This is a genomic window from Acidaminobacterium chupaoyuni (genome assembly GCF_047936785.1).
GTDB lineage: Bacteria > Bacillota > Clostridia > Oscillospirales > Butyricicoccaceae > Acidaminobacterium > Acidaminobacterium chupaoyuni.
The window spans coordinates 875,135-900,618 of the sequence record NZ_CP176394.1 but is presented as its reverse complement, the minus strand read 5'-3'; the positions used below and the strand labels follow the sequence as shown (position 1 = coordinate 900,618).

General features: G+C 51.0%; 17 protein-coding genes. 6 read left to right on the top strand and 11 right to left on the bottom strand.

The features are described from left to right. Positions 1-251 precede the first annotated feature (251 nt). The 7 genes from ACJA3I_RS04280 to ACJA3I_RS04250 all read right to left on the bottom strand — a co-directional run bounded on the left by ACJA3I_RS04280 (position 252) and on the right by ACJA3I_RS04250 (position 13,056). Entirely contained in the window at positions 252-1,820 is a 1,569-nt protein-coding gene (locus ACJA3I_RS04280) for an ABC transporter substrate-binding protein (protein WP_458863537.1), read from the bottom strand. 412 nt (positions 1,821-2,232) lie between these two features. Further along, the gene (locus ACJA3I_RS04275; RefSeq protein ID WP_458863536.1) at positions 2,233-3,795 is read right to left on the bottom strand and encodes an ABC transporter substrate-binding protein; all 1,563 of its coding nucleotides are present in this window, start codon (positions 3,793-3,795) and stop codon (positions 2,233-2,235) included. Positions 3,796-4,227: 432 nt separating this feature from the next. Beyond that, entirely contained in the window at positions 4,228-5,784 is a 1,557-nt protein-coding gene (locus tag ACJA3I_RS04270) for an ABC transporter substrate-binding protein (protein ID WP_458863535.1), read from the bottom strand. A gap of 564 nt (positions 5,785-6,348) precedes the next feature. Then, on the bottom strand, positions 6,349-7,902 hold the full coding sequence (locus ACJA3I_RS04265) for an ABC transporter substrate-binding protein (protein ID WP_458863534.1): 1,554 nt from the start codon (positions 7,900-7,902) through the stop codon (positions 6,349-6,351). Positions 7,903-8,363: 461 nt separating this feature from the next. Further along, on the bottom strand, positions 8,364-9,917 hold the full coding sequence (locus tag ACJA3I_RS04260; RefSeq protein ID WP_458863533.1) for an ABC transporter substrate-binding protein: 1,554 nt from the start codon (positions 9,915-9,917) through the stop codon (positions 8,364-8,366). A 515-nt stretch (positions 9,918-10,432) separates the two neighbouring features. Next, positions 10,433-12,445 (bottom strand): LTA synthase family protein, encoded by a 2,013-nt coding sequence (locus ACJA3I_RS04255; protein WP_458863532.1) that lies wholly within the window; start codon positions 12,443-12,445, stop codon positions 10,433-10,435. Positions 12,446-12,567: 122 nt separating this feature from the next. Next, positions 12,568-13,056: a YbaK/EbsC family protein gene (locus ACJA3I_RS04250; RefSeq protein WP_458863531.1), complete on the bottom strand. Its 489-nt coding sequence runs from the start codon at positions 13,054-13,056 to the stop codon at positions 12,568-12,570. Between the two features lie 96 nt (positions 13,057-13,152). Between ACJA3I_RS04250 and ACJA3I_RS04245 the strand changes: the two genes are divergently transcribed. Continuing rightward, positions 13,153-13,599, top strand: a complete 447-nt coding sequence (locus tag ACJA3I_RS04245; RefSeq protein ID WP_458863530.1) for a nucleoside deaminase — start codon at positions 13,153-13,155, stop codon at positions 13,597-13,599. Between the two features lie 126 nt (positions 13,600-13,725). Here the strand turns inward: ACJA3I_RS04245 and dnaJ are convergent, their stop codons facing one another. From dnaJ to hrcA, 4 genes are all read right to left on the bottom strand, one after another. After that, on the bottom strand, positions 13,726-14,877 hold the full coding sequence (gene dnaJ / locus ACJA3I_RS04240) for a molecular chaperone DnaJ (protein WP_458863529.1): 1,152 nt from the start codon (positions 14,875-14,877) through the stop codon (positions 13,726-13,728). 84 nt (positions 14,878-14,961) lie between these two features. Beyond that, positions 14,962-16,803 carry a molecular chaperone DnaK gene (gene dnaK, locus ACJA3I_RS04235; protein WP_458863528.1) on the bottom strand — a complete coding sequence of 614 codons (1,842 nt, stop codon included), beginning with the start codon at positions 16,801-16,803 and terminating at the stop codon, positions 14,962-14,964. Positions 16,804-16,866: 63 nt separating this feature from the next. Further along, the gene (locus ACJA3I_RS04230; protein WP_458863527.1) at positions 16,867-17,406 is read right to left on the bottom strand and encodes a nucleotide exchange factor GrpE; all 540 of its coding nucleotides are present in this window, start codon (positions 17,404-17,406) and stop codon (positions 16,867-16,869) included. An 11-nt stretch (positions 17,407-17,417) separates the two neighbouring features. Continuing rightward, complete coding sequence (hrcA, locus tag ACJA3I_RS04225; RefSeq protein ID WP_458863526.1) at positions 17,418-18,476, bottom strand: heat-inducible transcriptional repressor HrcA; 1,059 nt, start codon at positions 18,474-18,476, stop codon at positions 17,418-17,420. A gap of 267 nt (positions 18,477-18,743) precedes the next feature. On the opposite strand from hrcA, the gene ACJA3I_RS04220 reads away from it, so the two are divergent. The 5 genes from ACJA3I_RS04220 to ACJA3I_RS04200 all read left to right on the top strand — a co-directional run bounded on the left by ACJA3I_RS04220 (position 18,744) and on the right by ACJA3I_RS04200 (position 25,461). Next, positions 18,744-19,589 carry a DegV family protein gene (locus ACJA3I_RS04220; RefSeq protein ID WP_458863525.1) on the top strand — a complete coding sequence of 282 codons (846 nt, stop codon included), beginning with the start codon at positions 18,744-18,746 and terminating at the stop codon, positions 19,587-19,589. A gap of 228 nt (positions 19,590-19,817) precedes the next feature. Then, positions 19,818-20,543, top strand: a complete 726-nt coding sequence (locus ACJA3I_RS04215) for a DUF5058 family protein (protein WP_458863524.1) — start codon at positions 19,818-19,820, stop codon at positions 20,541-20,543. 69 nt (positions 20,544-20,612) lie between these two features. Then, positions 20,613-21,302 carry a hypothetical protein gene (locus ACJA3I_RS04210; protein ID WP_458863523.1) on the top strand — a complete coding sequence of 230 codons (690 nt, stop codon included), beginning with the start codon at positions 20,613-20,615 and terminating at the stop codon, positions 21,300-21,302. A 174-nt stretch (positions 21,303-21,476) separates the two neighbouring features. Next, positions 21,477-22,862, top strand: coding sequence for an amidohydrolase (locus ACJA3I_RS04205; protein ID WP_458863522.1), 1,386 nt, complete (start codon positions 21,477-21,479; stop codon positions 22,860-22,862). A gap of 259 nt (positions 22,863-23,121) precedes the next feature. After that, on the top strand, positions 23,122-25,461 hold the full coding sequence (locus tag ACJA3I_RS04200) for a SpoIIE family protein phosphatase (RefSeq protein WP_458863521.1): 2,340 nt from the start codon (positions 23,122-23,124) through the stop codon (positions 25,459-25,461). Positions 25,462-25,484 lie beyond the last annotated feature (23 nt).

Below are 25,484 nucleotides of genomic sequence, written 5' to 3'. Positions count from 1 at the left end.
CTTTTTCATATTTTGTGCATTATTTACATTTTATAAGTTTTTGAATTCTGTATTTATGCGTTTTCTCACAAATTTAACGATTTGTTAAACAATTAGGGTTCTATTCTTCCACATTTTTTCTTTTTTAACATTATGTTATTGGCGCCCCCGCCCGTGGGCTGTTTTTTATCAAAACCCCGCCCGGCAAAAAGAAAAGCCCCCGCCGAAAAACAGTCTTCGGCGGGGGCTTTGATTCGATTCGGTTTTGCGCCTCATCCCTTTGCGCTGTCGCGGGAAACTTCGTTAAAATGAACGATTCCCAAGGGGCTGAGCTTGACCCCTTTTAAATCGGAAGCATAGGCTTGCACCACGGCTTCCTGATAAAGCGGCACCTGGGGGCAAAGCGAATTGAGCAGAGAGTTGCATTGGCGCAGCAGATCTTTGCGCTGTGAAGCTTCCAATGTTTTGGCGGCCTCATCGATGAGCATATCCACCATAGCGTTATTCAACCGGCATCGGTTGGTGGTGGTGATAGAATTGGAGTGGAACACCCCCACAAGATAAGAGATCATATCGCCCGTTGAAAAGCCGCCCACCGCGGCCGTATAGTTGCCCTCTGAGGTGGTGGCCAGATAAGTCGCCAAATCCAGCATCGTGATATCGCAGGTGATGCCCAACTGGCTCAGATCCTCCTGAATCGACAGCGCGGCCCGCTTTTTCGTGCTGTTGCTGCAGATGATGGAAAGATTGAGCTTTGAAGGATCGATGCCCGATTGCGCCATCAGGCTTTTGGCCAATTCCGGGTCATAAGGGTCACAGCCTTCTGTGGTGGCCCCTTCCAGATTGGCGGGCGCCTGCGCATAGGCCGCGATGCCGTGGCCGTTGAGCGCCGTTTTCACAACTTTTTCGCGGTCGATGGCGCTGTAGATCGCCCGCCTTACATCCTGCCGGTTCAGCCCCGGCGCCGTGTTATTCAGCATCAGGCTGGTCTGGGCTGTGGAAGGCACTTCGCTCACCGTAATATTCTGGTTTTTCGCCAGCTGCTCCACATCGCCGGTTTCGATATCCACCACATAATCCACTTCGCCGCGTTCCAGCGCCGCGGTGCGCGTTGCGCCTTCGGGGATCACGCGCCATATCAGATATTTCAAAGCGGGGCGGCTCTGTCTGTCAAAATAGCCGCTGAAAGCTTCCAGTTCCACGCGTTCGCCGGGAACCCATCTTAAAAAGCGATAAGGCCCCGTTCCAATGGGATTCTTATTGAAATTGTTCCCTTTATCCAGCAGCTCCTTCGGCAGAATGGAATTGCCGTGCTGGCAAAGCTGATCGATCAGCGTGGCCGCCGGGCCGTCTGTGGTGATCTTCACCGTATAAGAATCCACCTCTTCGATCTTGGCGACAGAGGAACTGTAAAGGCTGACTTCGGGGGACTTTTGGGCATGTTGAATAGAAGCCGCCACATCCGCAGCCGTCATTTCTTTTCCGTCGTGGAATTTTACGCCATGGCGCAAATGGAAGATCCATTCCGTCTCTGAAATATTTTCATAGCTTTCGGCCAAATCGGGCACCGGGTTCAGCTTTTCATCATATTTCACCAGTGTGTTATATAACAGCAAGTTGATCGCTGTGCCCGCCTGAGCGTTATGCTCTGTCGTTGTCAGAGAGGGGGGCTCGCTGCCCGAAGCCACCACAAGTGTTTCCGCGCGGGCATCCGCCGGAACCTGCTGTGTTTTCAAAGGATCATCTTGGGCCGGATCCGCTTTTTTCTGGCTGAATAGAACCAGCGCACAGATCACCGCGACGATGACAACGCCGCCTGCCGCCCATAAACTTTTTTTCATCGGCCGTTTCATTTTTCCCTCAATTTCTTTCTTTTTCCCAACTGTTTCTTATTATAGAGTAAAAGATAAGAACATTTCAAGCACCTGCTTTTGAAGGCTGCACCGCCGATGTTTTTTCCCTTTTCTTTTTGCACAATAAGTGCCCGCCGCTTTTATTCCTTTTGTCTATCCGCTAAAATTTATTTCTTACTTTTCGAAATATCGATTGTGAATATATTCCATATTTTATCTTCCTAAATCCCGGCTTCTGTGTATTTTGCTATTTTTTCATCTTTTTATGCTTTTTTCTTCTTTTTGCGAATTTCCGACTTTTTACAGCAGTGCAAAAGCAGGGCTTCGCCATAAGAACGGCGAAGCCCTGCTTTTTTATATGAGTTGAAATTCGAGGGAATTTCAGAGGGAGTTGTTTGGCTTAGTTTGCTTTCCAGCTGATCTTTTCCATATACATGGTGCCGCCGGCGTTGACTTCCACCCCCTGCAGGCCCGAATTGTAGGCGCGGAGGGTATCCGCCGTATACAAAGAGATGTTGGGCAGATATTCGTTCATTTTGCCCATCAGGTTTTTCAAGATCTTGTTGCGCGCTTCTTCATCCACTGTGGAAGAAGCCTGATGGATCAGCTCATCCACTTCGGGGTTGCTGAATCTTGCCTGGTTGGAAGCATTGATCGAAGAGCTATCGAAAACGCCCGTTACATGAGAGACCAGGTCAGTGGCTGTATATCCGCCGATGCAGGCGGTGAAATTGCCTTCTACCGTGGCCGAAAGATAAGTGGCCAGATCCATTGTTTCGATTTCAGCCTTGATGCCGATCTCGGAAAGATCCGCCTGGATCACTTCTGCGGCGCGTTTTTTCGTGTCGTTGGAACAGATGATGGATAATTCAACGGTCTTCGGATCAACGCCCGAATCTTTCATATATTCTTTTGCTTTTTTCAGGTCATAGGTTTCTTCGTTTTCAGCGCTGTAACCCGCCAGCATCGGCGCGCCCATGCCTTTTGTCACAGTGCCCATGCCATTCAGCGCCACGGTGACCACATTTTCTTTGTTGATGGCGCAGTTGATGGCGTGGCGAACCTGCTGATTGTCGAGGCCGGGCTTTTCATTATTCAAAACCATCCAGTTCAGCGCGGTGGATTGGGTTCTCAGTAAAGTTAAATCTTTGTTATCTTTGATGCGCTGCGCATCCATGGCTTCCACTTCAATGATCATATCCACTTCGCCGGCTTCCAGCGCGATGGTTCTGGAAGAACCTTCGGGGATGATCTTCCATGTCATTTTTTTGATGGCCGGCGCGCCGCCGAAATAATCATCAAAGCTTTCAAATTCCAGACTGTCGCCCAATGTCCACTTTTTCAAAACATAAGGGCCTGTGCCAACGGGGTTCTTGTTGAAATCGTTGCCGCTGTCGATCAGGGCTTTGGGAACAATGGCGTTGCCGTGGTGGCAAAGGTTGTTCAGCAGCACGGCGCTGGGGCCGTCAGTGGTGATCTTCACGGTGTAATCATCCACCGCTTCCACCGACACGATGGATTTGTTATATTGAGAAACCTCGGGGAAAGTTTTTGCATATTCCAGCGATGCTTTCACATCGGCGGCCTTCATTTCGCTTCCGTCATGGAATTTGACGCCTTTTTTCAAATGGAAGACCCATTCGGTGTCGCTGGCGGTTTCATAGCTTTCCACCAGTGAAGGTTCGGGATTCAGTTTCATATCTGTGCGAAACAATGTGTTGTAAGTCAGCAAGTTCATGTAAGAGCCTGCCACCGCGTTGTGGGAATAGGGGCTCATGGTGGGGGTTTCGCTTGTGGTGGCCACGACCAAAGTATCTTTGGTCGATGCGCCCGTGGGCTGAACCTGTTCGCTGCCCTCGGTTTTTTTGCCGGATACCGAAGCATCCTTCGCGCACCCTGTCAGCAGGCTAATCAGCATCACCATCACTGTTACCATGCTCATCCATTTTCTTTTTCTGCTCATCGGTATCACCTCATAAAGTAATGTTTTGCCGCCGGTTCTTGCGGCTTGTTTTGTATTATAGGGGCTGATACCAAGGGTTGCAAGGCTTTTTCGGCCATTTCAGAACGATTTGGAGTTTATGATATTATACGATATTCAATATATTGAATATCTGTTGTTTTTACACAAACGATTTCGAGGTTTTCGAGGCATCGTTTTCAATAATTGCATTATCTTGCTTTTATAATTTTCAGCATATTATTTATAATTTTGCGATAAATATGCTATATCGAATTTATATGTTGAAAGCGCACCTTGTCTTTCGCAAGATATGTTTTCTTGAAAATATGATAAAGCAGCCGCAGCAGGTCGTTGCATCCTCTTTTTAAACAAGAAAAAAGCCGATGCTCATCAGAGCATCGGCTTTTGTTTGCTGTTTGAAAGCTGTGAAGCTTAGGCAGCCCACTTAGCTTTGTCGAAGTACATATCACCGCTGTTGGTGATCAGAACGCCTTCGAGGTTCTTGTTGTAAGCACGCATTACAACGCCCTGGAACAGAGGAGCCTGTGTGCACAGATCATTCAGGCGAGCGGTGCATTCTTTCAGGATCTTTTCTCTTTCGCCTTCGTCGATGGTAGCTGCTGCTTTGTCGATCAGCTCATCAACCTTAGCGTCGTTCACACGGGTTTTGTTGGAAGCGTTGATGGATTTCGAATGATACACACCAACCATGTAGGAAACCATGTCAGAAGCGGTGTAGCCACCGATAGCTGCTGTATAGTTGCCTTCAGCTGTTGTGGACAGATATGTTGCAAGGTCCATGGATTCGATATCAGCAGTGATGCCAACTTCTTTCAGGTTCGCCTGAATTACTTCGCCGGCACGCTTTTTCCAGTCGTTGGAGCAGATGATGGACAGCTTCACAGAAGCGGGATCCACTTTGGAATCAGCCAGATATTTCTTAGCCTTTTCCACATCATACTTGTCTGTGTTTTCATCGCTGGCGCCGAGCAGGTTTGCAGGGCAGGCAGACAGAGCGGGTTTGCCCTGGCCGTTCATAGCAACGGTAACAACGGAATCCTTATCGATAGCGGCATTGATGGCCTTACGAACCAGAACATTATCCAGGCCGGGCTTTTCGTTGTTCAGCATCAGCCAGTTTTCTTCTGTGGAGTTGAATTCATAAACGGTGACATCGGAATTTTCCTTCAGACGGTCAGCGTCCATTGCTTCAACTTCGATAACGAAGTCGACTTCGCCGGCTTCCATAGCGATGGTTCTGGAGGAACCTTCGGGAATGGTCTTCCAAACGATCTTCTTGATAGCGGGAGCGCCATCAAAATAATCAGCAAAGGCTTCGAATTCCAGGCTGTCGCCCAGTGTCCAGTTTTTGAAGACATAGGGGCCGGAACCGATGGGGTTCTTGCCGAAATCGTTGTTGGAATCGATCAGAGACTTCGGAACAATGGCATTGCCGTGATGGCAAAGGTTGTTCAGCAGGATCGCGGAAGGAGCGGGAGTTGTGATTTTGAAAGTCAGGTCATCCACAACTTCAACAGAAGAGATGGAATCGTTATACAGGCTGACTTCAGGATAAGTCTTCGCTTTTTCCAGAGAAGCCTTAACATCGTTAGCGGTCATTGTTTCGCCGTTATGGAACTTGATGCCGGATTTCAGTTTGAACTGCCATACGGTATCGGAGAGGTTTTCGTAGCTCTCAACCAGGTGAGGCTGGGGCTTCAGGTCTTTATCACTTCTGAACAATGTGTCATATGTCAGAGCATTGACATAAGAACCAGCTGTTGCATTGTGGTCAGCATAGTGAACAGAAGGAGTTTCGCTCATTGTAGCGACAATCAGTGTGTCTTTCGCTGTGCCCTTGGAGCTGTCACCTGTGGTCTTGTCGCTGTTTTTGTCACTGCTTCCCTTGGAAGAGCAACCAGCCAGCATACCAACCAGCATCATGGTGGCGAGGATCAAGCTCAGCACGCGCAGTTTGCGGTTTCTCATTGATTTCACCTCATATAATATTTTTGAACCTATCCAAAGCCTTGGATAACAGTTCAATCGTTTTACTCGGCAGGGCCGAATTACCCTTCCGGTGATTCGTATTATAATAGCTTTATTGTGAAATTGCAACATAAAAAATAATTTTTTATTAATTTTAATTTACATTTCGCCATATTTAGTCATCAATTATTCATAAATAATGGTTATGTTGCCTTTTTGCAGTCATTTTAATGTTTAATTTTTAGTCATTTTGCCACTTGCCTACTTTGACATATTATATGATATATACATTTTTTAAACATTTTCTTGTCAAAGTGTAAGAATTTCGGGTTTTCTTTTTTCTCAGCGCTTTTTCAGTCTTTTTGTCCGCAGTTCTCTTTTTTTGATGTGCCGTGCAGCTTCTTGTCTTTTTCCGCCGCCGCGATGTTTTCCCGTTTCCTTTCTGTTATAACAGGCAAAAAGATCCGGCGCCGATGAGAAAACTCACCGGCGCCGGATCTTTTATTCAGCACTCTTCTTTTTTCTTTTTGGAAACGCTATTATTAATAATGTGTATTTTGCGAATTAGCCCCAATATACATTTTCAAAATACAGTGTTCCGGAAGGTGTGACCTCAACGCCCTTCAAGCCCGAATTATAAGCACGGAAGTTGATGGGCTGATAGATCGGCACCTGCGGGCAGAGCTCGTTAATCAGCGCGGAGCATTCTTCCAATGTCTTGTTTCTTTCATCGGGGTCAAGCGTTGCGGAAGCTTTGTCGATCAGCGCGTCCACATCTTTGTTGTTCAAACGGGTCTTGTTGGAACCGTTGATGGATTTGGAATGATAGACGCCGATCATGAAGGAAAGCATATCGGAAGCGGTATAGTTGCCGATAGAAGCCGTGTAGTTGCCCTCGCCTGTTGTGGAAAGATAAGTTGCAAGGTCCATGGATTCGATATCGCACTTGATGCCCAGCACTTCTTTTACATTGGCCTGGATCACTTCGGCAGCTCTCTTCTTGGTGTCGTTAGAGCAAATGATCGAGAAATAGATATCGGATGCGGGGACGCCGGATTCCGCCAGCCATTTTTTTGCCTGTTCGGGATCATATTTCACGGCGTTTTTATCGCTGTAGCCCGGCAGGTTGTTGGGCACATGAGAAGTGATCGCGGTGCCGCGGCCATTCAAGGCAACGGTGACGATGGCTTCTTTATCGATGGCGGCGTTCAAAGCTTTGCGAACCAGAACATTATCCAAACCGGGTTTTTCGTTGTTGAGCATCATCCAGTTATGTTCTGTCGCGTTATACTCATAGATCGAAACATCTTTGTTCTCTTTCAGGCGGTCATAATCCATCGCTTCCACTTCCACGATGAAATCGATCTCGCCGGCTTCCAGAGCAATGGTTCTCGAAGAGCCTTCGGGGATGATCTTCCAGGTCATCTTTTTGATGGCCGGTGCGCCGTCATAATAATCGGCAAAAGCTTCAAATTCAACTTTGTCGCCCAGAACCCAGTTTTTAAAGACATACGGGCCGGAGCCGATGGGGTTCTTATTGAAATCGTTGCCTTTATCGATCAGGGATTTCGGCACGATCGCGTTGCCATGATGGCAGAGGTGGTTGAGCAGCACAGCGGAAACGCCGTTTGTATGAACGATGAAGGTCTGATCGTCAACAACTTCGATCGATTTGACGCAGTCGTTATACAGGCTGACTTCGGGGAAGGTCTTGCCATATTCGATGGAAGCTTTCACATCGTTGGCTGTCATGGTTTCGCCGTTATGGAACTTGATGCCTTTTTTCAAAGTCATCTTCCATTCGGTATCACTGATATTTTCATAGGTATCGACCAGAGCAGGAACAGGTTCCATATCCATGTTGGATTTAAACAGCGTGTTGTAGGTCAGCAAGTTCATATAAGAACCGGCTGTTGCGTTATGATCGTAGGGGGACATAGACGGAGTTTCGCTCATGGTTGCAATGGTGATGCTGTCTTTTGTGGATGTTTTCTCACTTGTTTTGCCGGTATCCTTGCTGTCACCATTCGCCGTGTTTTTTGAGCACCCGGCAAACAGACCCGCCAGCATGACGACCGCCAGCAGCAAACTTAGAACGCGCAGTTTTCTGTTTCTCATATTGTCTCACCTCAATAAAACTATTCAGCTGCCTTACAGCTGTTTTCTTCCTCTTGTCATCTCATCCAAGAAGATGCTTGAATTATAAAGTCTTTTTGTTAAATTTGCAATAACATTTTCTTTTTTTAATATTTTTGTTCGTATGCTTTACCCGTATTTTTTCTAATTTTTTTCAACTGTTTTGTGCCTTTTTACTAAATATCCATGGTTTGTTTTCCATATTTTGTTTTATGCTTTTGTTTACATTGCATATTTTATTTTGATGCTTCGTTCCACTTTTCACAATTTTTTGATTTTTTAATAAATCTTCTAAACTTGATCGTTTTTCCCTTTATTTGTTCACAATTTTAACATATATTTAATTGTTATTTCATTTATTTCTCCGTTTTGGCCTTTTTATATACGAGAAAAGCGGCGATCCAAAAGGATCGCCGCTTATTTTTGGGAAGTTTAATTTTTAATTAGCTAGCCCACGACACTTTATTGAAATACAATGTGCCGCTGTCGCTGACTTCAACGCCCTTTAGGTTCTTGTTATAAGCTCTCAGAGAGATGGGCTGATACAGCGGGATCTGGGGGCACAGGTCGTTAACTTTTGCAACGGCTTCAGACAGGATCTTGTATCTTGCGTCTTCATCAACAGTCTTGGAAGCTTTGTCGATCAGCGCATCCACATCTTTATTGCTCATACGGGTCTTGTTAGAAGCGTTGATAGATTTGGAATGGCAAACACCGATCATATAACCCAGCATTGTGGAGGAAGAATATCCGCCGATCGCCGCTGTGTAGTTGCCTTCAGCTGTGGTGGAAAGATATGTTGCAAGGTCCATGGATTCGATTTCGCAATTGATGCCCAGGTTTTCTTTCAAGTTCGCCTGAACAACTTCGCCTGCTCTCTTCTTGGTGTCGTCAGAGCAGATGATGGAGAACTTGATGCTTGCGGGATCAACTTTGGAATCGGCCAGATATTTCTTGGCTTTTTCTACATCATACTTATCTGTTTTGTCTTCGCTGCCGCCGGGGAGGTTGTTGGGAGCCTGAGAATAAGCGGGAACTGCCATGCCGTTATAGGCAACCTGAACAACAGAATCCTTATCAACTGCTGCGTTGATGGCTTTACGAACCAGAACATTATCCAGGCCCGGTTTTTCGTTGTTGAGCATCATCCATGTTTCGTTGGTGGCGTGATATTCCAGAACGCTCAGTTTGTCATTGCCGCGCAGGCGCTCGGCGTCCATGGCTTCCACTTCAACGATGAAGTCGATTTCGCCGGCTTCCAGAGCGATTGTTCTGGAGGAGCCTTCGGGGATGATTCTCCATGTCATGTTCTTGATGGGGGGCTCGCCTTCAAAATAATCTTTGAAAGCTTCAAACACGATCTTATCGCCGGAGACCCATTCTTTAAAGACATACGGGCCTGTGCCGATGGGGTTCTTGTTGAAATCGTTGCCGCTGTCGATCAAAGACTTCGGCACGATGGAGTTGCCATGGTGAGACAGGTCGCTGAGCAATCTTGCATCGGGGCCGTCTGTTGTGATCTTGATTTTATAATCGTCGATCTTTTCAACTTTGGCGATGCTTTCGTTATACAGGCTGACTTCGGGGAATGTTTTTGCCCACTGCAACGAGGCAACCACATCGTCGGCCTTCATTTCTTCACCGTTATGGAACTTGACACCTTTTTTCAGGGTCATTTCCCATTCGCTGTCTGTGACATTCTTATAATCTTCAACCAGATCGGGAACAGGTTTCAGATCCATAGCGCCTTTGAACAATGTGTTGTAGGTCAGCAGGTTCATATAAGAACCGGCAACCGCGTTATGCTGTGTGGGGGAAAGAGAAGGGGTTTCGTTTGCTGTGGCGATCACGATGGAATCTTTTGTGGTGCTCTTTGTGGTTTCTTCTTTTTTGGTGTCGGTGGTTTTGGTCTCGTTTTTAGAGCAGCCCGCAAACAAACCAAGAACCATGACAAGCGCCAGCAATAAACTCAAATAGCGTATTTTCCTTGTTCTCATTAGTAAATTCACCTCTTCATAATATTTTCAGCATGACGATCATGCCAAATCACTTTTTCATTGTTGCATATTTATTTTCTTTTGTTGCTACGAATTATACCGCCATTTTGTCTATTATGCAACATAATTTCAAATTATTAACTGTTTTTTTGATGGTTTTATCCTAATAGTTAAGTCACTAACTGTTATTTTTGTGTCATTTTAATGCAATATTCTATATTCTCTTCTGCTTTTCTCACAGGCTTTTTGTGAATCTCATACAGTGTTTTCGCTTTGCGCACAGTCGTTTTTTACAATTTTGCTTTCCGGATGGTTTCAGGGCTATTTTATTATATTTCTTTGAACTTTATTAATACAATATTATCAGATTGCTTCTGTTTTTTTGCTTTTTAGTGACATTTGGAGTTTTCTTTTCTTGTCTCTTTTCAACACCTTTTTAACAGCCCCTCAAAGGCAGGCAAAAAGAAAAAAGGCTTCGAAAAGCTTTGCTTTTCGAAGCCTTTTCGATGCCTGCGCTATTCTGTAACGCTCAGCACCTCATTATATTTTTCAACCACGCTGATTTTGATCTGATCCAGGCTATCCACCTTTGGCTCGCCGATCACGCGCAGCAGGTGGCTGTTGAGGAATTCTGTTTCCAGAATTTTTCCGTTCACCGTGGCCTTGCAATAGCTTGTGAAGTTATTGCCCTCGATATACCACGATTTTTCCACCTTGATGAATCCGGTCACCTCGATATCGGCGACACCCATTCGCATTTTGGAAGGCTTATAGGGGTTTTGGCCGTTATACAGATAATCGCGGCCATATAAAACATCATATTGCAGCCGGCGCAAGTCAGTTAAATAACCCGGCTCCTCGCGGCAATATTGGTGATATTGGTTCATCACACCTTCGGTGATGCCCAGACGGCCCAGCACCTCGGAAGAAAGCTGATAGGCCTTTAAATTTTCCTTCTGATATTCCATCCCGAAGTTATCCCACATCAGATATTCGGTTTTATAGAGATCCTGGCTGAAAACATCCTGTGTTCCAAGGCCCAGCGAAGGCAGATGATCTCCGTAAAAAACCACCACGGTCTTTTCGTCGCGTTTTTTCAGCGCATCCGTCAGTTCGCGGATGAACTGATCCATTTCGTGGATCTGATTCACATAATATTCGATGGCGTAATGCTCGTCTTCATTTTGCACCTTTTCCACCGTGATAGCCGGATCTTCCAGCACAGGCGTGGTGGGATATTTGCCATGGCCCTGCACGGAAACGGTGAACACCAGGTCCTGCTGCTTGGTGGAATCCAGCGCCAGAAGGATCTCTTTGGTGAGCATTTTATCTTTGGCCCAGTTTTTCGGTGTGGTATCTGTGCCCGACATATATTCCAGCGAAGTGAACGAATCGAAGCCCATATTCTTATAAACTTCATTGCGGCCATAGAACACGCCGCGGTGATTGTGAACCGCGTGTGTGCCATAGCCCAGTTTTTTAAGGTCATAGGCCACCGATTCCACGCAATTATCTTTCATCACCGTTTTATAAGGATATTCACCCGGCCCAAAGAAGCGGGTGCTCATGCCGGAAAGAACCTCGAATTCGGTGTTGGCCGTTCCGGCGCCCACCACAGGCACCGTCAAAAAGCCATGGCTGAATTCTTTCTGCATCGCGTGCCAGTTGGGCAGCGCGTCTTCCGAAAGTTCCAGCCCTTCGATCTGTTTGGGGTCAAAAAACGATTCCAGCTGAACAAAAACCACATTGGGCTTCTGCTCGGCTTTCGGCGTTTGCAAAGCGCTGTCTTTTTCGATATTTTTTTTGATCCCGTCGATGCTTTGCTGGGAATAATCCTGCGGGCGGTGAATGCCCACATTCAGCCAGGTGTTCAAAAAGCAATAGGCAAAGCCATAATCTTCATAAGCAAAAGCCAGGTTGCTGAAGATTTGAGAAAGCTTGGCATGATCCAGCCCATAAGAAACGCCGCCGATGGCGCAGGAAACCGCGCAGACCACTGAGATCGCGCCGGTGAGCAGGCGCCGTTTCCAGCCGGCGCTGCTATGCGGCCCTTTGATGAAAAACAAAATCAGGCCCGCCAGCAAAAGCACTACAAACACCACCAGCAGCACGATCTGAAAAGGTTTCAGATAGTTCGGCAGCACTTCGAGCCCCGTGGTGAACACCGCCACATCGGCCGTGGTGAAAGGCGTCATGCGGCTGAGAATGATAAAACCGTTTACCGCGCCGCCGATCAGCAATACGATCGAAGCCACAAGCGTATAAAATGCCCTTCTTTTGAACAAAAGCGCCGGGGAAAGCGCCGCGAGCACGATCAGATAATTGGCGAAAAAAGCATAGGTGTGTTCCTTTAAAAAAGTAAACAGCCCACCGAGGCCCTTGTGATTAAAGATCTCGATGACTGCAACGATCACCAGCGCAAGACCTAATAAGATGAGCAGAAAGCTTCCTTCTCTTGGTTTTTCAGCCGTGTTGTTTTTGCCTGACGCGGCAATATGCCGTTTCGAAGAACCCTTTGAGCGTTCCATAACGAATACATCCTTTCTTGTCACTCAGACGATTCATTATAGTCTATATTTCTTACGAATTCTACAGAATATTTCACAATTTTTTATTAATTTTACATTTTGGCTTTATTCTGTTTTCTGATTCAAAAGACAATATAATGAATTTGATTCCCGTTTTCGCGGATAAGTTTTTCCAAATCGTCAAAGGCCAGCACCACGGTATCCGTGTTCACGCTGGGATGCATGGCGACGCGGGGGCTGCCTTTCAGCGATTCATCAAAAAACACTTCCACGCGGCCCTGTTCATCGCTGAGGATGCCCAGCGGCCCCACGGAACCGGGTTTTTGATGCAGCATCTGCGCCAGAAGCTCCGGCGGGGCAAAGCCCAGATGGGTGGTGCCCATTTTTTTGGCAAGCTCATGCAGATCCGCCCGTTTTTCCGCCCGCAGCATCACCAGAAAAACGCGGTCATGCTTGCGGGTGGTCACAAATAAATTTTTGCAGATCACCGCGTCGAAACAGAGGTTTTTCTCCACCCGTTCCATCACATTGCCCAGCGCTTCATGCTGATAGTGTTCGAAAGGAACGCCCTTTTGATTCAGAATCCCGAAAATTTTTTCTTTTTCTTCCATCCTGTTCTCCTCTTTTTCTTTTCCCCTTTTTGCAGTATAATGCAAACGATCGGATTTTTGCAAGGCCGGGGCGCTGCCCCAGGGAGGAACCTTCTCTTGGATCAACACGAACTTTTTATGAAAGAAGCTCTTCTGCTGGCAAAAGAAGCCATTTCCAGCGGTGATGTTCCCGTGGGCTGCGTGATCGTTCAAAACGGCCGCATCGTGGGCCGCGGCCGCAACCGCCGCGAAGAATGCCGCAATGCGCTTCTTCACGCCGAGATCGCCGCCATCGATGACGCCTGCCGCGCTTTGGGGCGCTGGCGGCTGGATGACTGCGCGCTTTATGTGACGCTGGAACCCTGCCCCATGTGCGCGGGGGCCATTCTCAACGCCCGCATCCCCCAAATTTATTATGGCGCCAAAGATCCAAAGGGCGGCGCGGTGGGCGGTGTTATCAACCTGTTTGAAGAAAACTTCAATCATAAACCCGCCGTGGTGCCGGGCATTCTCAAAGAAGAATGCGCCGCGCTGCTCAAAGATTTTTTCGGGCAGAAGCGCTGAGCGTTCTTTTCGCCGTCCCTTCTGCCGGCCTTTCCACACAAAGAAACAGCGGAAATCGCATCGAATTGCGGCTTCCGCTGTTTTTTCTTTCGATCGCTCTTTCAAAGCGGCCTGTGACGCCCGCTTCTATTTAAACAGATCTTTCATCTTATCTTTGAAAGATTTCTTTTGTTTATAGCAGTTTTCGCCCACGCTTTCATCAAAGCGCGCCAGAATCTGGCGCTGGTCTTCCGTCAGGTTCTTCGGGATCTCGATCTTCACTTTCACATAATGATCGCCGCGCCCCCTGCCGTTGATGTTGGGGATGCCTTTCCCTTTGATGCGGAAAATGGTGTCGGGCTGTGTGCCTTCGGGCATGGTATACTGCACCTTGCCATCGATGGTGGGAACGGTCAGTTCCGCACCCAAAGTGGCCTGCACAAAGGTGACCGGCATTTCGATCATCACATCCTGCCCGCGGCGTTTGAAGATATCATGGGGCTTGATGGAAACCGTTACATAAACATCGCCTGTGGGCCCGCCGTTTGCGCCCACGCTGCCTTCGCCGCGCACAGAGATCGTCTGGCCGTGATCGATGCCCGCCGGGATCTTCACATTGATGGTGCGGCTGCGGCGAACCGCGCCCGCCCCATGGCAGGTCTCACAGGGTTCTTTGATGATCTTGCCGGTGCCGTGGCATCTGGGGCAGGGGCCGCTGGATTGGAACACGCCGAACACCGTGCGCTGGGTGGTCTTCACCTGGCCGGTGCCGTGGCAATCGGGGCAGGTTTCTTTATGGGTGCCCTTTTTCGCGCCGCTTCCGCCGCAATCGGGGCAATTTTCAACGCGGCTGACATTGATCTCTTTTTCACAGCCGAACGCCGCTTCTTCAAAAGTAAGGGTGATGTTCACCTGCACATTTTCGCCCCGGCGCGGGCCGTTGCGCTGGGCCTGGCTTCTTCCGCCGCCGCCGAAAAAGCTGTCGAAAATGCTGCCCAGGTCAAAATCCTCGCCAAAGCCGCCGTAGCCGCCATAACCGCCCGCGCCTGCGCCTGCTCCATAGGAAGGATCAACCCCCGCGTGGCCGAACTGGTCATAGCGGGATTTTTTTTCGGGATCGGAAAGCACCTCATAGGCGGCGTTGACTTCCTTCATCCGTTCCTCGGCTTCTTTATCGCCGGGGTTCAGGTCGGGATGGTATTTTTTCGCCAGCCTGCGATATGCTTTTTTGATTTCGTCATCGGTTGCGCCTTTTTGCAGACCCAGAACCTCATAGAAATCTCTTTTCTGTTCGGGCATAGTTGTCTCCTCAACTCTGTTTGATGGCTGAAAAGCATTGCTGCGCGGAAATCTTCCCGCAGCAATGCTTTTTGCGTGTTTCGATTAGTCTTTTTTCTTTTCGTCGTCTACGACTTTGTAATCGGCGTCATATACATTGCCTTCCGGTGCGCCCTGGCCTGCGCCGGGCTGGCCGTTCTGGGCGTCGCCCTGCGGGGGCGCCTGCTGATAAAGTTTTTCGGCAATGGCATAAAATTTCTTTGTCAGTTCTTCTGTTTCGGTCTTGATGGTTTCGATGTTGTCGCCCTTCAGCGCTTCGCGCAGTTTTTCCAGCTGCTCTTCAACGGGCTTCTTTTCATCGGCCGAAACCTTGTCGCCCAGCTCGCCGAGGCTCTTTTCCGTCTGATACAGCAGGCTTTCGGCGTTGTTGCGGGTGTCGATGTCTTCACGGCGCTTTTTGTCTTCGGCCGCGAACTGTTCCGCTTCGTGAACGGCTTTATCGATATCATCCTTCGACATATTGGTGGAAGAAGTGATGGTGATCTTCTGTTCTTTGCCGGTGCCCATATCCTTTGCGGAAACATTCACGATGCCGTTGGCATCGATATCGAAAGTAACTTCGATCTGGGGCACGCCGCGGGGAGCCGCCGGGATGCCATCCAGATGGAACAGGCCCAGGCTCTTGTTGTCGCGGGCCATTTCTCTTTCGCCCTGCAGCACATGCACTTCAACGGAAGTCTGGCTGTCGGCCGCGGTAGAGAACACCTGGCTTTTTTTGGTGGGGATGGTGGTGTTGCGCTCGATGATGCGGGTGCAGACGCCGCCCAGGGTCTCGATGCCCAAAGACAGGGGCGCCACATCCAGCAGCAGCAGGTCTTTCACTTCGCCGACCAGAACGCCGCCCTGGATGGCCGCGCCGATGGCGACGCATTCATCGGGGTTGATGCCCTTGAAGGGTTCTTTGCCCGTAATATTCTTAACGGCTTCCTGCACAGCGGGGATTCTGGAAGAACCGCCCACCAGAAGGATCTTTGCCAGTTTTTCGGCGCCGATGCCGGCGTCGCTGAGCGCCTGACGAACGGGGCCCATGGTGGCTTCCACCAGGTCGCGGGTCAGGTCATTGAATTTTGCGCGGCTGAGGGTCATTTCCAGGTTCTTGCCGCCGTTGACATCCGCCGTGATATAAGGCAGATGGATCTCTGTGCTGGTCATGCCGGAAAGTTCGATCTTCGCTTTTTCAGCGGCTTCCTTCAGGCGCTGCATGGCCATGCGGTCGCCGGAAAGATCGATGCCTTCCTGATTTTTGAATTCGCTCAGCATCCATTTCACGATGCGTTCGTCGAAATCATCGCCGCCCAGGCGGTTGTTGCCCGCGGTGGCCAGAACTTCCACAGCGCCGTCGCCGATGGAAAGGATGGAAACATCGAATGTGCCACCGCCCAGGTCATAAACCATCACAGTCTGTTCATTTTCTTTATCCACGCCATAGGCCAGCGCCGCGGCGGTGGGTTCATTGATGATTCTCTTTACATCCAGGCCCGCGATCTTGCCGGCATCCTTTGTGGCCTGGCGCTGTGCGTCGGTGAAATAAGCAGGAACGGTGATGACGGCTTCTTTCACGGGGGAACCCAGATAAGCTTCCGCATCCTGCTTCAGTTTCTGCAGGATCATTGCGGAAATTTCCTGCGGGCTGAATTTTTTGCCGTCGATATCCACTTCATGTGCGGTGCCCATTTCGCGCTTGATCGACATCACGGTGCGCTGGGGGTTGGTCACTGCCTGTCTTTTGGCCACCTGGCCCACCATTCTCTCGCCGTTTTTAAAAGCCACCACAGAGGGGGTGGTTCTTGCGCCTTCCGCGTTGGGGATGACGACAGGTTCGCCGCCTTCGATAACGGCTACGCAGGAGTTTGTTGTGCCAAGGTCGATACCAATGATTTTTGCCATATTATATTCCTCCAAATCAAACACAAATAAGTTTTTATTTTTATATTATTGATAAGCCTGTGATTAGTTTGCCACCTGCACCAGCGCATGGCGGATCACTTTTTCGCCCATCTGCCAGCCTGTGCGCATTACCTGCGCCACGGTGTTTTCGGGCAGATCGTCGTTTTCGGTGTGGAGCACCGCGTCATGCAGCAGCGGGTCAAAGGGCTGCCCTTCGGCGATGATCTCGGTGATGCCCAGTTTTTCAAGCAGCTCGCGGAACTGTTTTTCGATCAGCTCGATGCCTTTTTTATATTCTGCATCGCTGCTGTTTTGTTTGACCGCCAGCTCTAAATTATCCAAAACGGGCAGAAGCGCCGCCGCCGTGGAAGCGGTGACATCGCTGTAAATGCTTTCGCGCTCTTTCTGTGAACGCTTTCTGAAGTTATCATATTCGGCAAGTGTGCGAAGATATTTATCGCTCAGCTGCTGATATTCGGCTTTTGTGACCATTTCTTCCGCAGGGGCCGCTTCTTCCTGCCCCGGGCATGCGGGCCGTTCTTCGGCCTGCTGTGCGTTCTGCTTGATTTCTTCCTGTGTTTCGGCTGTTTTCTTTTTCGTCATTTCATCACCTGTTATTCTTTATCATCGTCGCCGTTATTTTTTTCTTCACGCGGCAGCCGGATCGGGATCACTTTGCTCACCCCTTCGGCGAACACCTGAAGCTGCGCGGCGATCTTGCCGTAATTCATTCGTGTGGGGCCGATGACCCCCAGAATTCCGCTGACATCCTCGCCCATATCATAGGCGGTGAAAACGAAACTCGCGTCTTTCACGGGGCCTTCCCCGTTTTCCGGGCCGATGCGGATATTCACCAGCTTGGGCTGATTGGTTTTTGCCAGCGCCTTCAGCCGATCCTTATCGGTCATATAATCCAAAAGCTCTCGGGCTTTTTGGGCGTTGTAATATTCGGGATGGCTCAGCAGGCGGGAAGCGCCGCGAACGGAAACTTCTTCCGCGTCCCCCGTCACCTCTGCCGAACGGATAAAACCGATCACTTCGCAGGTGAGCTGATAAAGGGGCGATTGGATGGGCATAATTTTTAAGAGTTCTGCCAGCTGCACGGAACCGTTTTCGCGCTGCAGCACCGCGTTGACTGCCTGAACCAGCATCGCCGCTTCTTCGGCTGTCACGCCTTCCGCATAGATCATGCGGTTGTTCACCGCCGGCGGCACAGTCACCACCACCAGAGCATAGGTGTTTTCATCCACCGGGATGAGTTCGATGCGCCTTACCTGCGCGTGCTGATGCTTGGTGGAAACCGAAACCCCCAGCTGCCCTGTCATCTCTGAAATGATGGCCGAGGCTTCCGCCATGGTCTTATCCAGGTCGTGCAGCTTGTGTTCCAGCAGCCTGCGGATCTGTTCCACTTCCGCCGCCGTGCTTTGATAACGATACATGAGTTCATCCACATAAAGCCGATAGCCCTGCGGCGAAGGCACACGCCCCGCTGAAGTGTGGGGTTTTTCAAGCAGCCCCAGTTCTTCCAGCTCGCTCATTTCGTTTCTCACGGTGGCCGAAGAAACATTCCCCGCCGAAGCGGCCAGAGTCTTGGAACCCACCGGTTCCGCCGTGGAGATATAATTTTCGATGATCGCTTTCAAAATCGCTTTTTTTCGCTGTGAAAGTTCCAACTGCAATCACCGCCTTTTCTGATTTTCCTTTTTAGCACTCTCCATCCCCGAGTGCTAAAACAATCCTACCACATTCTTTTCAAATGTCAATACCGTTCATAAAATGTTCACCGAGAAACCAAAATTTCTTTTCGATTGCGGGGGTTTGCCGCCAAAATTCCTCGTGTTTCCCCTATATTTTTCTCTTCTTCATTCTTGTAATCTTTTTCGTGTTGTGGTAAACTTAACGAAAGAATCCAATTATGAAAACCACATGGAGGTGCTTCTATGCGCTTTAAAATTATTGCCGACAGTTCCGCCGATATTACCGGCTCCTATTATAAAGGGGAAACCGCCTTCGATTATGGCTGCGTTCCCATGTCCATCAACGGCCCCAACCACATCACGCTGGTGGATCTGGAACCGGTGGATGCCGTTCAGTTTGCGCTGAAGCCGAAAGAAGTGAAAGGCCCGTGGAGCTCTTCCTGCCCCTCGCCCGCTTCTTATCTAAAAGAACTTCAGGGCGCGGAAGCCGCGTTCATCGTCACCATTTCTTCCCGCCTGAGCGCTTCTTATTCCACAGCCTGCATGGCCGCCGATATGGCGCGGGCCGAAAATCCGGGCGTCAAGATCCATGTGGTCGATTCGAAAATGGCTTCGGCCGGAACGGCGCATATCGTTCTGAAGCTGGAAGAACTCATCAAAGCCGGCCTTTCTTTTGATGAGATCTGCAGCGAGATCGAAGCTTTCCGCAAAACGCTGACGCTTTATTTCCTCATCGGCAGTCTGGATACCCTCATCAGCGCGGGCCGCGTCAAGCGCGTGGCGGGCATGATGGCCTCTGTGTTAAACATCCACCCCATCTGCGGCGAAGATGGCGACGGCAATATCAAGATCTATCAAAAGGTGCGCGGCTTCACCCCCGCCCTCAACCGCATGATCGAAATGCTGGGCGAGCGCGGCGATACGCAGGGCAAACACCTCATCATCACCCATTGCAACAACCCCGAAGACGCCGAAGTTTTGAAAAACGCCGCCGCGCGTTTATATCACTTCGACCGCATCACCGTGATGCCCATGCGCGGCCTTGCCTCATTCTATGCGGGCGACCATGGTCTCATCGTTTCGTTCTGATCTTCATTGTTTCACTGCTGAAATTTCAGAAAAGCGCATCCGAAAAGCGGATGCGCTTTTCTTGTTATTTTCGTATTTTTTATCATTTATGCACAAATAATCGTTGAATCGTATACAGATTCTATTCATTATGCTAAAATCTCTTGCATAACATGGCAATATATGGCATGGGTTAGGGGTGAGCGTTTTTATTTTTCATGCCGCTAAATGAAAAAAGGAGATGTTGGCATGGGTCTTGATTATTTAAAAACAGCAAACAGTCTGTTGATGTGGATCTTCTGTATCCCCGCTGTTGCTTTGGTGGTGTTTCAAGCTTGGGTATTCGCCAAAAAAGCCTGGCAAACAGGCCCACAGATCGGCGTCAGCAAAGAACAGATGCGTCTGGCCGTCAAAAGTTCCGCTGCCGCTTCCATCGGCCCTTCCATTGTCATCGTGATCGGCGCCGTGAGCCTTCTGGCTTCGGTGGGCGGCCCCCTCGCCTGGATGCGGCTTGCCTATATCGGTTCGGTCATGTATGAACTGCCCGCGGCGAACATCGCGGCCAGCGCGGCCGGTTCCACCCTGGGCACCAACGATATGACGATGCAGGCGTTTGCCAACGCGGCGTGGGTCATGTGCATCTGCTGTTTGGGCTGGATTTTGGTTTCTGCCCTCTTCACCGATAAAATGGGTACTCTGCGCGACAAAGTGGCCGGCGATAACGAAGCGGCCATGGCGGTCATCGCGGTGGGCGGCGGCCTTGGCGCCTTTGCCTATCAGTGCTTCAACCGCATTTTTCCTTCCGTGAACAAGATCGATTTTGCTTCGCCTCAGCTTTGGGCGCTGATCGCCGGGTTCATCACCATGGTGGCGCTGGGGCTTTACGGCAAAAAATCGAAATCGAAGTGGGTGGCGCAGTTCGGCATGACCATCTCTATGGTGGTGGGCATGCTGGTGGGCACCATTTTCATGTAAGGATCTGCCGAAAGCTTTCCTGCAAGGCGTCGCCTCAGGAATCTTCATTTTTTGGAAAGGGGCATTTTTATGGAAACGAAACCTACCCTGAAAACTTCTTTTACCCCTTGGATCGTCAAATGGGGCCGCGGCCTCAATCTGCTGGGCGTCGCCTTTTGCTTTGGCCCCTGCCTGGCTTTGGCGCTGATGGGCATTCTTCCCCCCTGGGGCGCGCTGGCCACCGCTATCGCCATCCAGCTGCCCATGGTGGCTTCCGCTTACATTTATGAACCCATCTCCTTCTTTGCCGTGCTGGGCATCCCGGGCACCTATATGTCCTTTTTATCCGGCAATATTTCAAATCTGCGTGTGCCCGCTTCCGCCATCGCTCAAGAAGCGGCCGGCGTGAAAGAGGGCAGCGATGAAGGCACCATCATCGCCACCATCGGCATCGCGGTTTCGATCTTCATCAACATCATCATTCTGACCATCGGCGTGCTGCTGGGTTCCTGGGTGCTTTCCAAGCTGCCCGCTTCGGTCACCACGGCGCTGAATCTGCTGCTGCCGGCGCTGTTCGCCGCGCTTTTGGGCAACTATATCGTGAAAAACCCGAAGCTCGCCCTGTTCGGCGTGCCGCTGGCGCTTTTCATGGTGCTGATCAAAAACGCGGGCTGGCTCAATTTCCTGCCCGCCGCGCTGATCACCCCCGTGGTGGTTCTGGTGAGCGTGTTCGGCACCATGACATTCGGCGTTGTCCGCGCCAAGAAACAAAAAAATTAGCGGCCCCATCCCGCCGTTATTCCGAAAAGAAGAAGCAGCAATGCTTCTTCTTTTTTGGTTAAATCGCTTAACTTTTCAAGCAAAATGCATAGAATTTTCCTGCGGCTCTTACAAAGCCCTGCTTTTGTGATAAACTGGGTCACAGAACGAACCATCAGAAAGGGGCAATCTTTTATGAACCAAACCATTCAGCATGCCATCGACGATCATGCCGGTGACCTCAAAAACCTTGCGCGCAAGATTTGGGAACATCCCGAAACCGCTTTCAACGAAGTGAAAGCCTGCGAATGGACAGCCGAATTTCTGCGTTCACAAGGCTTCAAGGTGGAAGTCGGTTATGTGGGCATGCCCACCGCCATCCGCGCCACCTGGGGCAGCGGCCATCCCATTATCGGCTTCCTGGGTGAATATGACGCGCTGCCCGGCATGAGCCAGAAAATTTCCACCCAAAAAGAACCCGTCTGCCCGGGCGCGCCGGGTCAGGGCTGCGGCCATAACCTTTTGGGTGTTGCCTGTGTGGGCGGCGCCTTGGGCATGAAAGCCGCGCTGGAAGAAAGCGGCCGATCGGGCACCGTTGTATTTTATGGCTGCCCGGCCGAAGAAGTTCTCACCGGCAAAGCCTTTATGGCCCGCGGCGGCGCGTTCCGCGACCTTGATCTGGCCATCGCGTGGCATGGCGGCAAAAATAACGGCCTGACCATCGGCACTTCCACCGGGCTTAACAGCGCCGTGTTCCATTTCCATGGCGTCACCGCCCACGCCGGCGGCGATCCCCATAACGGCCGCAGCGCGCTGGATGCCGTGGAGCTGATGAATGTGGGCGCAAACTATCTGCGCGAGCATGTGACAAGCGATACCCGCATCCACTATGTCATCAAAGAAGGCGGCACAGCCCCCAACATCGTGCCCGATAACGCCAGTGTGTGGTATTATGTGCGCGCCATGAGCCGTGAAGCCATTGAAAGCACCTATGCCCGCCTGATCAAATGCGCCGAAGGCGCCGCGCATATGACCGAAACCACCCTCGAGATCGAATTCCTCGGCGGCTGCTATAACACCCTGCCCAATCATGTGGTCATCAACGCCCTGCATGAAGCCATGGAAGAGGTGCCGCTGCCCCTGTGGACAGAAGAGGAAAAAACCTTTGCCGACGCGCTGAACCGGCAGAGCCCTCAATATGAAGCGCTGAAAGAATCGGGCGCGCTGGATCGCGGCCCGCTGCATACCGAAGTTCCCCCCGTTGTAAAGCGCGACGGTTACGGTTCCACCGATGTGGGCGATGTGGAACATATCGTGCCCACCGCCATGGTCACCACCGCCACCTGCAACCTGGCGGCCCCGGGCCACAGTTGGCAGATCGCCGCCTGCGCCGGCACTTCCATCGGTGAAAAAGGCATGCTTTTCGGCGCCCGCGTGATGGCCGAAGCGGCCATGAAGTTTGTGGCCGACCCGGCGCTGGTGGAAAAAGCCAAAGCCGAATTCAAATCCGCCATGAACGGCAGGATCTATCACTGCCCCATCCCCGATGAAGTTCCTGTTCCCCAGCCTGCCAATCGCTGATTTCCGAGTTGATCCGTTTTCTTTCTTTTGCGGCGGCCGCTTTTTTCTCGGCCGCCGTTTTTTCATCCCTGTTTTTCCCGGCCCTATTTTCATGAAAGCAGCCTCGCTTTTGTATTTTCTGCGAAAAATCGGCCATATTTTCTGTTGTAACATGCTTCTTTTTTGTGATTTTCAAGCTTGTCCTCTGCTTTTTCTGTCTTTTCCGCCGTTTTTGAACTGTATAATGTTGGTAATCATCCAAGAAAACGGAGGAATCGAGATGGATCAATATCGTAACCGTGCCAAAGCCCTTTCCGTCGGGCAGTTGGCAGCTTTTTTGCAGCGTTTGGCGGCCTCTTCCCTCCTGCACAAGGCGCTATCCGGCGCGGGATACGCTGCCATCGGATATTTGTTTTCCACTGCGACCCTTTTTCAGGGGGCCATGCCCCTGGGGCTTGCCTTCGGCGCGGCGGCCTGCAACTGCGCGGGGGGCGTGTTTGGCTTTCTGGGGGCGTTTCTCGGCTATGCCCTGCAAGGGGCGCAAAGCCTGCGCTATTGCGCTTCGCTTTTGGTCTGCGCCACCTGCGCGCTCACTTTCACGCGTTCCTCCGCCGACAGAAGCCGCCTGTTCATGCCGTTCTGTGTGTTTCTCTCGCTGTTCTGCACAGGCAGCGCCGCGCTGTTTTCGGCTTTTTCGTGGCGCGGTTTCCTGCTGCTTGTCTGCGAGGTCACGCTTTGCAGCTGCTTTGTTTATTTTTATGAGCTGGCGCTGTTCCCCTCTTCGCAAAAGGCCTATTTAAAGCTGCGGCTGGCGGGTTATGCGGCGTTTCTGCTTTCTTTTCTGCTGGCGTTTTATGATGTTTCGCTGCTGGGGGTGTTTTCACCCTCCCGTGCGGGCGCGCTTTTCGCGGTGATGCTGCTGGCCTATTACGGCGATGCGGGAACAGGCGCCGCCGCGGGCGTGGCCTTTGGGGCGGCGCTGGATCTTTCCGGCGGGATGCGCCCCTATTTCGCGGGCATCTATGGCTTTGCGGGGCTGTTGTCGGGGATGTGCCGCGCGCGAAGCAAACTCTTTTTTTCCGTCTGCTTCGTGCTTTCCAACGGTCTTGCCATTTTGTGGGGCATGGAAGACCCCCGCGTGGTCGCTTCGCTTCTGGAATGTTTCTTTGCCTCCTGTGTGTTCGTGCTGATCCCCGAACCCTGGTTCCGCTCGCTTTCCGCCTGTTTTGAAGAACCGTCGGCCCAGCCCGCCGTCTCGCTTCATAAAAAGGTGGCCGGCAGCGCCGGCGACCGTTTGCGCCAGGCTGCCGAAGCCATCGAAGCCCTTTCACTTTCTTTGAATGATTTCGGCGATCGCCTTTCGGGCGGCCACGAAGCCGAAAACATCTCTTCGGTTTTCCACAAGGCTTCCGATAAAGTCTGCCGCAGCTGCCCCATCTGCGCCGCCTGCTGGGATCGCGATTATGTGACCACCTTTGGGGCGATGAATGATGTGACCGCCTCTTTAAAAAAGAAACAGCGGCTGGCTTCCGCCGATTTTCCCTCTTATTTTGCGGCGCGGTGCATCAATATCGTTCCTTTCACCGCCGCCGTCAACGATGAATATGCGGCCCTGCTGCGCAAAAAACGCAGCCACGGCCAAAGCCACGCCATGAAAAGCCTGATGAAACGGCAATATGAAGGCATGCGCGGCGTTTTGCAGGATATGGAACTGGGGATGATGGACCCGCCCGAAGTGTATCCCGCGCTGCAGGCCCGCGCCCAAAGCGTCGCCGCGGCCTATTACCGCCGCCCCGCGGTTTCGCTTTATGTGGAATCGGGGCGGATGCACTGCGAGATCCGCGTGGGCAACCGTTCCGATCTTCCCGAAGACCCCGAAGCCTTTGTGAAAAGCCTTTCACTTGCCATGGGGCGCGCGTTCTTATCCCCCGAACCCGTGTTATCCGGCCGCGGCATTTTGTTGCGGTGCAGCCAGCGTGAAGCTTATCAAATCGATTCCTATATCCTTTCCCGCCGCAAAAACGGCGAAGAACGCAGCGGTGATTCCGTTTTGCGCGCCGCGCTGGAAGACGGCCGCGATCTGATCATGCTCAGCGACGGCATGGGAACGGGCGAAGAAGCCGCCCGCCAGAGCACCGACGCCCTTCACCTGATCGAGCATTTTGCCAAAGCGGGCTGCGGCCTTGCCGAAAGCGCTTCGGCGGTGATCCCCACCCTTGCCGTCAAACTGGAAGAACGGGGCTTCGTCACGCTGGATCTTTTGGAGATCAACCGCTTCACAGGCAATCTGCATTTGACGAAATACGGCGCGGCGCCTTCTTATCTCATTTCGGGCGGCGCCTGCTCCTGTTTTAAAAGCCACGCGCTGCCCGCCGGGCTGGCGCCTGAAGAAACGCCGAAAACCGAAGATTTCACGCTGCCCGAAAGCGGCATTTTTCTGATGCTCAGCGATGGCGCGGCCGATGCCCTGACCCCCTCGTGGCTGCGCGAAACCTACCGTCTTCACGCTTCGCCCCGTGAATTTGCGGCGGCGCTGTTGGATTGCGCCGAAAAAAACGGCGGCGCGGCCGATGACCGCACCGTGATTGTCGTTTCATTTTGCAAAAACCCCACAGTATAAATCTTTCCCTCTTCGGCAAAACT

What these genes read in the sequence shown, in the direction of transcription:
- ACJA3I_RS04280 (WP_458863537.1), bottom strand. Translation starts at nt 1,820, where the DNA reads ATGAAAAAAAGTTTATGGGCGGCAGGCGGCGTTGTCATCGTCGCGGTG.
- ACJA3I_RS04275 (WP_458863536.1), bottom strand. Translation starts at nt 3,795, where the DNA reads ATGAGCAGAAAAAGAAAATGGATGAGCATGGTAACAGTGATGGTGATG.
- ACJA3I_RS04270 (WP_458863535.1), bottom strand. Translation starts at nt 5,784, where the DNA reads ATGAGAAACCGCAAACTGCGCGTGCTGAGCTTGATCCTCGCCACCATG.
- ACJA3I_RS04265 (WP_458863534.1), bottom strand. Translation starts at nt 7,902, where the DNA reads ATGAGAAACAGAAAACTGCGCGTTCTAAGTTTGCTGCTGGCGGTCGTC.
- ACJA3I_RS04260 (WP_458863533.1), bottom strand. Translation starts at nt 9,917, where the DNA reads ATGAGAACAAGGAAAATACGCTATTTGAGTTTATTGCTGGCGCTTGTC.
- ACJA3I_RS04255 (WP_458863532.1), bottom strand. Translation starts at nt 12,445, where the DNA reads ATGGAACGCTCAAAGGGTTCTTCGAAACGGCATATTGCCGCGTCAGGC.
- ACJA3I_RS04250 (WP_458863531.1), bottom strand. Translation starts at nt 13,056, where the DNA reads ATGGAAGAAAAAGAAAAAATTTTCGGGATTCTGAATCAAAAGGGCGTT.
- dnaJ (WP_458863529.1), bottom strand. Translation starts at nt 14,877, where the DNA reads ATGCCCGAACAGAAAAGAGATTTCTATGAGGTTCTGGGTCTGCAAAAA.
- dnaK (WP_458863528.1), bottom strand. Translation starts at nt 16,803, where the DNA reads ATGGCAAAAATCATTGGTATCGACCTTGGCACAACAAACTCCTGCGTA.
- ACJA3I_RS04230 (WP_458863527.1), bottom strand. Translation starts at nt 17,406, where the DNA reads ATGACGAAAAAGAAAACAGCCGAAACACAGGAAGAAATCAAGCAGAAC.
- ACJA3I_RS04220 (WP_458863525.1), top strand. Translation starts at nt 18,744, where the DNA reads ATGCGCTTTAAAATTATTGCCGACAGTTCCGCCGATATTACCGGCTCC.
- ACJA3I_RS04215 (WP_458863524.1), top strand. Translation starts at nt 19,818, where the DNA reads ATGGGTCTTGATTATTTAAAAACAGCAAACAGTCTGTTGATGTGGATC.
- ACJA3I_RS04210 (WP_458863523.1), top strand. Translation starts at nt 20,613, where the DNA reads ATGGAAACGAAACCTACCCTGAAAACTTCTTTTACCCCTTGGATCGTC.
- ACJA3I_RS04205 (WP_458863522.1), top strand. Translation starts at nt 21,477, where the DNA reads ATGAACCAAACCATTCAGCATGCCATCGACGATCATGCCGGTGACCTC.
- ACJA3I_RS04200 (WP_458863521.1), top strand. Translation starts at nt 23,122, where the DNA reads ATGGATCAATATCGTAACCGTGCCAAAGCCCTTTCCGTCGGGCAGTTG.